Annotated in this window: 9 protein-coding genes and 5 tRNA genes; 9 read left to right on the forward strand and 5 right to left on the reverse strand. The window is 43.2% G+C overall.

Annotation, left to right across the window (positions count from 1 at the left end; translation table 11 throughout):
• Positions 1-32 precede the first annotated feature (32 nt).
• The 3 genes from FFR00_RS20885 to FFR00_RS20895 form a co-directional block, all read right to left on the reverse strand.
• Positions 33-761, reverse strand: a complete 729-nt coding sequence (locus FFR00_RS20885) for an ABC transporter substrate-binding protein (RefSeq protein WP_137675361.1) — start codon at positions 759-761, stop codon at positions 33-35.
• A gap of 100 nt (positions 762-861) precedes the next feature.
• Complete coding sequence (gene folD / locus FFR00_RS20890) at positions 862-1,719, reverse strand: bifunctional methylenetetrahydrofolate dehydrogenase/methenyltetrahydrofolate cyclohydrolase FolD (protein ID WP_137675362.1); 858 nt, start codon at positions 1,717-1,719, stop codon at positions 862-864.
• 143 nt (positions 1,720-1,862) lie between these two features.
• A complete protein-coding gene (locus FFR00_RS20895; protein ID WP_137675363.1) occupies positions 1,863-3,527 on the reverse strand; it encodes a putative transporter in 1,665 nt (554 codons plus the stop codon).
• 345 nt (positions 3,528-3,872) lie between these two features.
• Between FFR00_RS20895 and FFR00_RS20900 the strand changes: the two genes are divergently transcribed.
• From FFR00_RS20900 to FFR00_RS20920, 5 genes are all read left to right on the forward strand, one after another.
• Positions 3,873-3,949 (forward strand) — tRNA-Pro (locus FFR00_RS20900).
• A 46-nt stretch (positions 3,950-3,995) separates the two neighbouring features.
• Positions 3,996-4,072 (forward strand) — tRNA-Arg (locus FFR00_RS20905).
• A gap of 33 nt (positions 4,073-4,105) precedes the next feature.
• Positions 4,106-4,181, forward strand: a tRNA-His gene (locus tag FFR00_RS20910).
• 43 nt (positions 4,182-4,224) lie between these two features.
• Positions 4,225-4,309 (forward strand) — tRNA-Leu (locus tag FFR00_RS20915).
• Positions 4,310-4,356: 47 nt separating this feature from the next.
• Positions 4,357-4,433 (forward strand) — tRNA-Pro (locus FFR00_RS20920).
• A 362-nt stretch (positions 4,434-4,795) separates the two neighbouring features.
• On the opposite strand, the gene FFR00_RS20925 is transcribed toward FFR00_RS20920, so the two are convergent.
• Both FFR00_RS20925 and FFR00_RS20930 read right to left on the reverse strand, forming a co-directional pair.
• Positions 4,796-5,584, reverse strand: coding sequence for a hypothetical protein (locus FFR00_RS20925; protein WP_137675364.1), 789 nt, complete (start codon positions 5,582-5,584; stop codon positions 4,796-4,798).
• Positions 5,585-5,853: 269 nt separating this feature from the next.
• Positions 5,854-6,360 (reverse strand): Tfp pilus assembly protein FimT/FimU, encoded by a 507-nt coding sequence (locus FFR00_RS20930; RefSeq protein WP_137675365.1) that lies wholly within the window; start codon positions 6,358-6,360, stop codon positions 5,854-5,856.
• Positions 6,361-6,757: 397 nt separating this feature from the next.
• Here FFR00_RS20930 and tig point away from each other — a divergent pair, with 397 nt between their 5' ends.
• The 4 genes from tig to FFR00_RS20950 form a co-directional block, all read left to right on the forward strand.
• Positions 6,758-8,059 (forward strand): trigger factor, encoded by a 1,302-nt coding sequence (gene tig, locus FFR00_RS20935; RefSeq protein WP_137675366.1) that lies wholly within the window; start codon positions 6,758-6,760, stop codon positions 8,057-8,059.
• 89 nt (positions 8,060-8,148) lie between these two features.
• The gene (gene clpP, locus FFR00_RS20940) at positions 8,149-8,772 is read left to right on the forward strand and encodes an ATP-dependent Clp endopeptidase proteolytic subunit ClpP (RefSeq protein ID WP_137675367.1); all 624 of its coding nucleotides are present in this window, start codon (positions 8,149-8,151) and stop codon (positions 8,770-8,772) included.
• Between the two features lie 113 nt (positions 8,773-8,885).
• A complete protein-coding gene (clpX, locus tag FFR00_RS20945; protein ID WP_137675368.1) occupies positions 8,886-10,163 on the forward strand; it encodes an ATP-dependent protease ATP-binding subunit ClpX in 1,278 nt (425 codons plus the stop codon).
• Between the two features lie 97 nt (positions 10,164-10,260).
• Positions 10,261-10,345, forward strand: an 85-nt coding sequence (locus FFR00_RS20950; protein ID WP_137672878.1) for a valyl-tRNA synthetase, incomplete at its 3' end; no start/stop codon positions are given.

Here is a 10,345-nt window from a genome sequence, read left to right on the forward strand (position 1 = left end):
AACTAATAAAAGGGCAGCTTAGGCTGCCTTTTTTACATCTGGTATTTGTCTAGCAGGCGTTGATATTGCTCGGTAGCTGTGACTTTTGACAGTGCTCGGCGAAATCGTTCTAAATACTCAGGATCTGTGCCTTGGCTAAAGGCGTAACAACCTTCAAGTTTTCCAAGTGGGTAAACTGATTCAAACAACTCTTCTTCAAAACCTAAAGCCGCAGCGGTTTGGTTAATTACTTCCGGTTCAGACGCTATCACGTCAACTCGCTCACGCTTTAACATTCGTAGAGCTTTCTCAAGGTCATCAGTTAACGATATCTGTTCAAACTCTACACCTTTATAAAGCAACAACTGTTCACCAACACCGGCTTTCATTGCGCCATATAAAATTTTGGAGTCAGAGCCAACTTCGTCTATTTCTATGGCGCGTGACTTTAAGGCAATTAACTCTATATCTGAGGTGGTGATTGGGCAGGCCCAATGAAACATGTGTTCTCTACGTGGGCTACGCATGGTCAAAAACAAGGCCATATTAGGCCGATGTTGCAGTAAGTAGTAGGCTTTTTCCCAAGTTTTTACTTGAATTGGTTGTGGGTCTTCGCCCATTTCTTGCCAAACTAAGCGCAACAATTCAACCGAAATACCTGTTAAGTGGGCGTCTTCAACGTAGTTAAATGGGCGGAGGTTTTCCGTTACAAAATTAATTGTGGTCGCCCGAGAGGCGAGGGGCAGTAACAAAACACATGCCAATAAGTAACGGCCGAACATAAGCTATCCTAGTCAAGTTCCTTGTTTAAAATTAGCTTACTTTTGATTAAGTTGCATTAGAAAAGGCGAATACTTTGAGTAAAGTACTCGCCAGTTTTAATTATTGGTCGTGGAACTCTTCACAGGCTTCTAAGGTATTTTGAATCAAGGTGGCTACAGTCATTGGGCCAACGCCGCCTGGTACCGGCGTAATAAACGCTGCATTTTGACGCGCTACTTCGTACTCAACATCGCCGGCTAGCTTTCCGCTGTCTAATCGGTTAATACCTACATCGATAACCATCGCTCCTGGTTTAATCCATTCACCGGGGATAAATTGCGGCTTGCCAACGGCGACTACCACTAAATCAGCGCGGCGCACGTGCGCTTCTAAGTCTTTAGTGAAGCGGTGACATGTGGTGGTGGTGCAACCTGCGAGTAATAGCTCTAAGGTCATTGGTCGACCCACAATATTCGATGCACCAACCACTACGGCTTCTAAGCCATAAGGGCTTACACCGGTAGATTCGATTAGCGTGATAATGCCTTTAGGGGTGCATGGGCGCAAAGCGGGAATGCGCTGGGCTAAGCGGCCAATATTGTAGGGGTGAAAGCCATCAACGTCCTTATCTGGACGGATACGCTCAACAACTTTGGTTTCATCGATGCCTTTTGGTAGCGGTAGTTGAACTAAAATACCGTCTATTAGTGGGTCATCGTTTAGTTTGTCAATCTCTGCTAATAGCGTTAGCTCATCAGTATTGTCATCTAAATCGATTGATTTAGAAATAAAGCCTACGGCCTCACATACTCGGCGCTTACTGCCTACATATACTTGAGAGGCGGGGTTATCACCCACCAAAATTACCGCGAGTCCAGGAGCACGTTTTCCTTCAGCGACTCTTTGCTTTACCCGTTCAGCAACCTTATCTTGAACTTGCTGGGCTATTTTTTTTCCATCAATTATTTGTGCAGACATTGATTCTTCTTTAACGAATGATTGGCGATGTTAGAGGGCGCTATTTTGGCATGATAGGCGAAAAAATGTCAGATTTTTTTGAAGAGAATTGTGGCTTTATTAGTCACGGAATGAAAAAGCCCGCATTAAGCGGGCCTTTAAGATTAAGCTGCAACCCAAAGCAATACGGCAATAACCTGGGGAGATAAGATGCGTAAACACATCACTAAGGGGTAAACGGTGGCATAGGCAAGCGCAGAAGCGCCTGAAGTGCTGTGAATAGAGTTAGCAAAAGCTAAGGCTGGTGGATCAGTCATTGATCCAGCCATTAAGCCACATAAACTGAGATAGTTAACTTTAAGTATGTAACGGCCAATAAACCCAATGATTAACAATGGGATTAAGGTGATAAACGCGCCGTAGAACATCCAACTTAAGCCGTCACCCTCTACTAAGGTTTCAATAAAGTTAGCGCCTGAGTTAATTCCTACCACCGCTAAGAACAACACAATACCTATTTCTCGTAAGGCCAAGTTGGCACTCGGTGGCATAAACCAATACAAGCGACCTATGCTACCGATTCGGGCCAATATAATGGCTACAATCAGCGGCCCACCGGCTAAACCTAGTTTTAGGGGGGCTGGTAAGCTTGGAATAGCCAAAGGCATAGAGCCTAACAATACCCCCAAACCAATGCCGATAAAGATAGGTAGCATTTGTACGTGTTGTAGCTTACTGCGCACATTACCGAGGCTTTTGGCCACTTTTTCGATATCTTCACTGGGGCCGACAATGTTTAAAATGTCACCAAACTGTAAGATGGTGTCTTTGTTGGCAACTAGCTCCACTCCGGCACGGTTTAGTCGCGAGATGATAACGTCAAAACTGTGTTTTAAATCGAGCTCACTAAGCTTTTTACCAAGAATACGTTCTTCAGTAACCACCACCCGTTCACTACGAAGTAGTGTACCTTTGGTGGATAATGACTCGCTAATTTCCTGGCCAATAATCAATGTGGCCTGGTCTAACTTAATTCGGCTGGGCCCAACTAAATGCAGGTAGTCGCCTTTGTGCATAAGCATATCGGGACTAGGGACTTTAAGCTCGCCATCAGATTTAACTCGCGAGCAAATAACATCTTCACCAATAAGCTTACTTAATTCAGAAAATGCTAAGCCATTCAAATTGGGGTTTTCAATGATGACATTGATGTCTAATAGGCTTTGCTTCTTTTTACCTTTAGCGTTGTCAAACTCTTCAGCTTCTTTATCTATATCTATTCTAAAGGCTAAGCGAATAATCCACATCGTTAGTAAGATGCCTAGAATGCCGAAGGGGTAAGCCATGGCGTAACCCAGACCAAGCACCGTGGTGTCTTCGGTTGCCATGCCTAGCTCTTGCAATATTTGCTGCCCAGCCGCTAAAGAGGGGGTATTGGTTACTGCGCCACTATATATGCCTAAAAAGACATTTAAAGGAAGATCGAAGATATAATGTAAGGCTACGGCGGTCACACCGCCAAGCAATACAATGCCAACGGCGAGCAAATTAAGCCTTAGTCCACTGGCTTTTAAGGAAGCAAAGAAACCAGGACCTACTTGAATACCAATAGTGTAAACAAACAGAATAAGGCCAAATTCTTTAATAAAGTGCAGGGCATGGGGGTCGAGGTGCCAACCAAATTGCTTAATAAAGTGGCCAACAAATAAGCCGCCAAATAATACGCCGCCAATGCCTAAGCCAACACCGCGAATTTTTAAGCCACCAAACCAAAGGCCAATAACAGCCACGGCCGATAAGACCAAGATGGATAACGCTACATCACTCATGAGATTCCATTCCAACTGTAACAATTGAGTTGTATTTAATGTGTGTTTTATAAAACAGCCAAAGACTACTACTTTAGTCGTAATAGCCTTTTGATTTGGATTAACAAATAACAATGATCTTAATAATCACTTGTTGCGTTTAGAATGAGGAGAGTGCTGTAAGCTCATCTAACCTTTATAGAAGGTAAGTTGATGATAAATGGAGCGCGATACTGTCGAAAACTACTCAATTTGGCTATGCTGTAACCAATCGGTAAATAAGCGTTAAAAACTGTTTGACGCTGACCATCCAAGTGGGTAGTATTCGCCTCCGTTGAAGGGCACAAAGCAGTGCTTTAAACAAATCGGTGATTAGCGCAGCTTGGTAGCGCATCTGGTTTGGGACCAGAGGGTCGGGAGTTCGAATCTCTCATCACCGACCAAATTTTAAAGCCTAGTGTTTACACTGGGTTATTTGACGCTAAAGATGCGCCCTTAGCTCATCTGGATAGAGCAACGGCCTTCTAAGCCGTAGGTAGTAGGTTCGAGTCCTACAGGGTGCGCCAAATATGTGCTTTAATTAGCACGAAAAGTTTGTGGTGGGTATAGCTCAGTTGGTAGAGCCCCGGATTGTGATTCCGGTTGTCGTGGGTTCAAGCCCCATTACTCACCCCATTATTCGACTACATTGCCATAGCAATGTTGCGAAAATAGTTTTGCGGAAGTGGCGGAATTGGTAGACGCGCTAGATTTAGGTTCTAGTATCGCAAGGTGTGAGAGTTCAAGTCTCTCCTTCCGCACCATTATTGGTGTAAGCGTAGGTAACGCTTAAAACATACCAACAAGTTTTCGGTGATTAGCGCAGCTTGGTAGCGCATCTGGTTTGGGACCAGAGGGTCGGGAGTTCGAATCTCTCATCACCGACCACTACATTAAGCCTCGTCAGCAATGACGAGGCTTTTTTGTATCTGTAAGCTGCGATGGTGAGGATTCAGGCATAAAGTCGGGCGTTCGCTTTTAAACTTTGCTCATCACCGGCCACTATATGATGCCTCGTCAGTAATGACGGGGCTTTTTTGTATTTGTTACTCAGTATTTACCACTCGCAACTCTCTCATCATGTGTTATCAGTTTACTCTCAGTAAATAAACTTGTTCCGGTAAAGCGTTCTTAATAATCGATTCGTCTACCAAGACGTATTTCATCTACTCCATTGAGGTTTATGTATTATTTGTGGGGGTGGAGTAAAAACTAAATCAGCCCTTAGACTGATTTAGTGACAAATGGTGTTAAACAAATCGTTTACGATTAACACTGCTTAATAGTATTAAACCAATACCAAATATTGCCAGTGTAGTGGGCTCATCTACAGCGTATATTTGCATTTCGCCGGTGATGCTGACATCTCGAAACGCTGCCGTTGAATCACCTGTATAAAGGATCTCTTCCCCTCCGGCGATATTAAAATCCCAGCGCCAAGCTACGTCGCTACCTTGCTCCCATAAGTCATATATAGAAGTGATAGTATTGTTTACTTTAATATTGAAAAAGCTTGTGGCTAAGTCGCTATCAACCGTGTCGTCATACCAGTCATAGTTGAATAAACCATCTATATGGCTATTACCTACTTCTAGGTGGCCACCGGTGACAAGAAGCTCAGCAATTTTGTGGGTTTCTCCGTTTAACTTATTGTGAAGGTGGAAACCAAAGGTTTTATAGTCGTCGTAATATGATACGCCGTTAGCATAGCCTCCTGAAACATCTTCGTATTCGAGGTCTAGCACCCAATCAGTGCCTAAACCTTGTGTATCCAGACTAGCCGTATAGGGTAATAAGCCCATTAGGCCGCCCGTGCCATCATTGCTAAATTGAGAATTGTCATTGTGCTTACAAATCGTACCTACACAGCTACCCCCCGTTAAAGTGGATTTCGATTCGCTAACAACGCTAAGTGCTGATGCGCCATCAGTTAATCGTAAGTTATCAGCAAATGGGTCTAGGTAGATAGTTGCAGCAAAGCTAGTAAATGATGTGCTAGCAAACAATGCAGTAGTGATTATCTTTTTGTACGTTTCCATGGTCTATATCCTTTTAACTTTTTAGTTGTTTTATATCCTTACAATTAGTGCGTGATTGCGAGTGCATTAAGCGCGCCAAACCATAAATGATTGATTTGTCACTAAGTGGTGTGACCTTTTGGTGATTGGTGTATAAGATGCTGACATCAAAAATGGTTTGATGTTTCTTGTGTGTTGCGGCGGTGTTAACTGATATTGCTTTTAGTTGAGCTGTTTGGCTGTTGAATTAGTGAGAATATTTAGGCCTTTAACGAGGTCGTTTAAGTCAGCTAACAGCCGCTAGTGATTAAATCGTATTGCGGAGGTGTAGTATCATTACTGGCTTGAGTATATTGAAAATAGCAGTTGTCGTCGGTGACTTGGCCGTTATCGTTTCTATCGTAACCTAGGTAAGTAAAAGCAATCCCTTGTTCTTGTAGTACAAACGTATCGTCAATATCAATACGCTTAGTAATGTCGGTATTGTCTAAATAGCGCCATTTTAAGCGCACGTCTGGGCTATCGGGGTTAAACACATCAAAGTTACCATCACCATCCATATCAACGTCGATTAAATCCTCACGGTTGACAACTTGCTGAGCAACATAGCTGGGCATATAAGATTTTAGTGTGAGTAGATCGTTAGCGGCCTTAATGCTGACCTTGATCTGTTCAATGGTTTTAATCCGCGCGTCGCTTGAAAGGTTTAAGAGCTTGGGGGCAGCGGTAACCGCAAGAATGCCAAGAACAATAATCACCACAACTAACTCGATTAACGTAAAGCCTTGGTTCTTCATCTATCCCTAATAATTACACTTGGTTTATTGGGGGAGAGTATAAAAGTTAGTAATCGCCTTGCCTAGTATTCTAGAGTCGTTGGTCTATTTTTGTGCGGCCGAGCTAACAATAAGCAATCAATCTATCATTTAGCGCTAAAGGCTTATTTGGGCGCGTTTTGGGGTTTGTGCGTTTAAAATCGCCAAACGGGTATGCGTAGCAGCAAATATTTACGCGATATCTGTGATTATCGAGCAAACAGCCTCGACCTTGACCGAAACCATGGCTATAATGCGGCGTTTTGAAATTATGGGCCCTTATTCAAGGACAGCTGGTTCGCAGTAGTGAGCAGTTAAACTCCCATTGTTTACGTAAGTAAATTGTCAGCAGGGTGCTGACTATAGCCGAGGTAATAAAATGCAGGTTTCAGTAGAAACAACTCAGGGCTTGGAGCGTCGTGTTACGATTTCGATTGACGCTGCGCAAATCGAACAGCAAATTGAGCAAGCGCTTAGTCAAGAATCACGTCGTGCTCGCATTGACGGTTTCCGCCCTGGTAAAGTGCCAGTAAGCGTCATTAAGAAGCGTTACGGTGCTGCGATTCGTCACGATGTGACAGGTCAAGCTATGCAACGTTCATTCTACGAAGCAATCATTCAAGAAAAACTAAACCCAGCAGGTGCACCAGCACTTCAGCCTGGCGACACCAAAGATGGTGAGTTTAGTTTTAGCGCTACGTTTGAAATCTTCCCAGAAGTTGAAGTTTCTGGCCTAGATGCAATCGCAGTTGAGAAACAAGTTGCTACAGTAAACGAAAAAGATGTTGATGCAATGATCGACACTCTACGTAAGCAACAAGCTACTTGGAAAGAAACCAAGGGCATGATTAAAAACGAATTCCGCGTAAACCTAGACTTCTTAGGTAAAATTGACGGTGAAGAATTCGAAGGCGGCAAAGCAGAAGGTTTTGACCTAGCTATGGGCGCTGGTCGTATGATTCCAGGTTTTGAAGATGGAATCATGGGTAAGAAAACTGGCGAAGAATTCACTATCGAAGTGAACTTCCCTGAAGATTACCACGCTGAAAATCTAAAAGGTAAAGCGGCTACTTTCGATATTAAATTAAACAAAGTAGAGAAGCCTGAACTTGCAGAAGTTAACGAAGAATTCGTTAAACTATTCGGTATTGAGTCTGGTGAACTAGACGCACTTAAAGCTGAGATCCGCAAGAACATGGAGCGCGAGCTAGAGCAAACGCTTAAAGCGGGTGTTAAAGAGCAAGTGTTAGCTGGTCTTATCGAGCAAAACGAAATTGACGTGCCTGCGGCGCTAGTGTCTCAAGAAATTGAGCAGCTACGTAAGCAAGCTATGCAACGTTTTGGTGAAAATGCACAAAATGCTCCTGAGCTTCCTGATGAGCTATTCACAGAGCAAGCGCAACGTCGCGTACGCACTGGTTTGCTACTAGGTGAGTTAATTAAAGTTAACGAACTGAAAGCTGACGATGAAAAAGTTAAGCAACATATTGCTTCTTTCGCATCTGCTTACGAAGATCCAACAGAAGTTTTAGAGCACTATGCTAAAAACGAAGAGTTGATGAACAACGTTCGTAACGTAGTGTTAGAAGAACAAGCGATTGAATTTGTACTTGATAAAGCAAAAGTAACTGAAAAAGAAGTCGCTTTTGACGAAATTATGAACAAGCAAGGTGCAAACTAAGGTCTAATTTGACTTAGCCACCTTTATCTCGCATATAATGGCTCGTATGTACTACATACGAGCCATTTTTTTTAAGGAAGAGCGCATCAATGTCTAAAGAAGTTAATCAGTCTGCATTCGACCCCATGGCGGCTTTGGTGCCAATGGTTATTGAGCAAACCTCTAAAGGGGAGCGCTCTTTTGATATTTATTCTCGACTACTAAAAGACCGAGTTATCTTTTTAACTGGCCAAGTGGAAGACCACATGGCTAACCTAGTGGTTGCTCAGTTGCTATTTTTGGAATCAGAGAGCCCAGAGAAAGATATCTTTATCTATATTAATTCGCCGGGCGGCTCTATTAGCGCTGGCATGGCAATTTACGACACTATGCAGTTTATCAAACCAAATATTAGTACGGTTTGTATGGGAATGGCGGCTAGCATGGGCGCATTCTTACTGGCTGGTGGCGCAAAAGGTAAACGTTACTGTTTGCCAAATGCTAAAGTAATGATTCACCAACCTTTGGGTGGTTATCAAGGTCAGGCATCTGATATTGAAATTCATGCAAATGAGATCATTAAAACAAAACGTCGTATGAACGAGTTGTTAGCCGAGCATACCGGACAAAGTTTTGATACTATCGCTGCAGACACCGATCGCGATAATTATATGACGGCTGAACAAGCCAAGGAATATGGTATCGTCGACGATATTTTTGCACGTCGTGAATAATTAGTATTGTTTCACGGTCTGTACAGATAGAGCATAGTGAAAATAGCATTCTTAGCGGATTGATTTACACTGTAGATAAAAGCTAAGAGTGCTACATAGTTTGAGGTTAACGAATGACAGATAAGCGCAAGGGTGATGGAGATAGCAGCAAGCTGTTGTATTGCTCCTTCTGCGGTAAAAGCCAGCATGAAGTGAGAAAGCTGATTGCCGGTCCCTCCGTCTATATTTGTGACGAATGTGTTGAGTTATGTAACGACATTATTCGAGAAGAAATAAAAGAAATATCGCCGAAGAAAGAAGGCAATGCCTTACCGGTTCCTAAAGAAATTAGGGAACACCTTGATGACTACGTTATCGGCCAAGACCATGCTAAAAAAGTATTAGCGGTAGCGGTGTATAACCACTATAAGCGCTTGCGTAATGGTGATGTAGCCGACGGTATCGAGTTAGGTAAGAGTAATATCCTACTGATTGGTCCAACAGGTAGTGGTAAAACACTGCTAGCTGAAACGCTGGCTCGCCTGTTAGATGTGCCATTTACGATGGCCGACGCCACCACATTGACCGAAGCAGGTTACGTGGGCGAAGACGTAGAAAACATTATTCAGAAACTACTGCAAAAATGTGATTACGATGTTGAGAAAGCCCAACGCGGTATTGTTTACATCGATGAAATTGACAAAATTTCTCGCAAATCAGATAACCCGTCGATTACTCGTGATGTATCTGGTGAAGGTGTACAACAGGCATTGCTTAAGCTAATCGAAGGTACAGTTGCATCAGTGCCTCCTCAAGGCGGACGCAAGCACCCTCAGCAAGAGTTTTTGCAGGTAGATACCTCTAAAATCTTGTTTATCTGTGGCGGCGCATTTGCCGGTTTAGATAAAGTGATTGAGCAGCGTGCTTCAACCGGTACTGGTATAGGCTTTGGCGCAGAAGTAAAAGGCGAAGCGGATAAGAACTCGTTAAGCGAGACCTTCTCTAAAGTTGAACCAGAAGACTTAGTAAAATACGGTCTTATTCCTGAATTCATCGGCCGTTTACCAGTGGTTGCTACGCTAACAGAGTTAGACGAAGACGCCTTGATTCAAATCTTAAGTGAACCTAAAAACGCGCTAACCAAGCAATATGGCGCTTTGTTCAAACTTGAAGATGTTGAGTTAGAGTTCCGTGAAGACGCATTACGGGCGATTGCTCATAAAGCCATGGAACGTAAAACCGGTGCTCGTGGTCTACGTTCAATTGTTGAGGCTGTACTGCTTAATACCATGTACGACTTGCCATCGATTGATAACATTTCGAAAGTAGTTATCGACCAAACGGTTATTCAAGGTGAGAGCGATCCTATCTTGATTTATAGCAATGAAGATAAAGCCGCTAGTGCTGATTAATCAGTATTCGCGCTAAATAAAAAGCCAGTCTAAAGACTGGCTTTTTTGTACCCGGTTGTCCCGTCCGGAAATAGGTTGACATAAAGAGGACGTCTTTATGACAACACCCATTAACTCAAGCCGTAAGCGCACACAACGAGATTACACCTTAGCCTTTAAATTAGGTGTCGTAGCGCGCATCG

Source organism: Agarivorans sp. Toyoura001 (genome assembly GCF_005405585.1).
Classification (GTDB): domain Bacteria; phylum Pseudomonadota; class Gammaproteobacteria; order Enterobacterales; family Celerinatantimonadaceae; genus Agarivorans.

What these genes read in the sequence shown, in the direction of transcription:
- FFR00_RS20885 (WP_137675361.1), bottom strand. Translation starts at nt 761, where the DNA reads ATGTTCGGCCGTTACTTATTGGCATGTGTTTTGTTACTGCCCCTCGCC.
- folD (WP_137675362.1), bottom strand. Translation starts at nt 1,719, where the DNA reads ATGTCTGCACAAATAATTGATGGAAAAAAAATAGCCCAGCAAGTTCAA.
- FFR00_RS20895 (WP_137675363.1), bottom strand. Translation starts at nt 3,527, where the DNA reads ATGAGTGATGTAGCGTTATCCATCTTGGTCTTATCGGCCGTGGCTGTT.
- FFR00_RS20925 (WP_137675364.1), bottom strand. Translation starts at nt 5,584, where the DNA reads ATGGAAACGTACAAAAAGATAATCACTACTGCATTGTTTGCTAGCACA.
- FFR00_RS20930 (WP_137675365.1), bottom strand. Translation starts at nt 6,360, where the DNA reads ATGAAGAACCAAGGCTTTACGTTAATCGAGTTAGTTGTGGTGATTATT.
- tig (WP_137675366.1), top strand. Translation starts at nt 6,758, where the DNA reads ATGCAGGTTTCAGTAGAAACAACTCAGGGCTTGGAGCGTCGTGTTACG.
- clpP (WP_137675367.1), top strand. Translation starts at nt 8,149, where the DNA reads ATGTCTAAAGAAGTTAATCAGTCTGCATTCGACCCCATGGCGGCTTTG.
- clpX (WP_137675368.1), top strand. Translation starts at nt 8,886, where the DNA reads ATGACAGATAAGCGCAAGGGTGATGGAGATAGCAGCAAGCTGTTGTAT.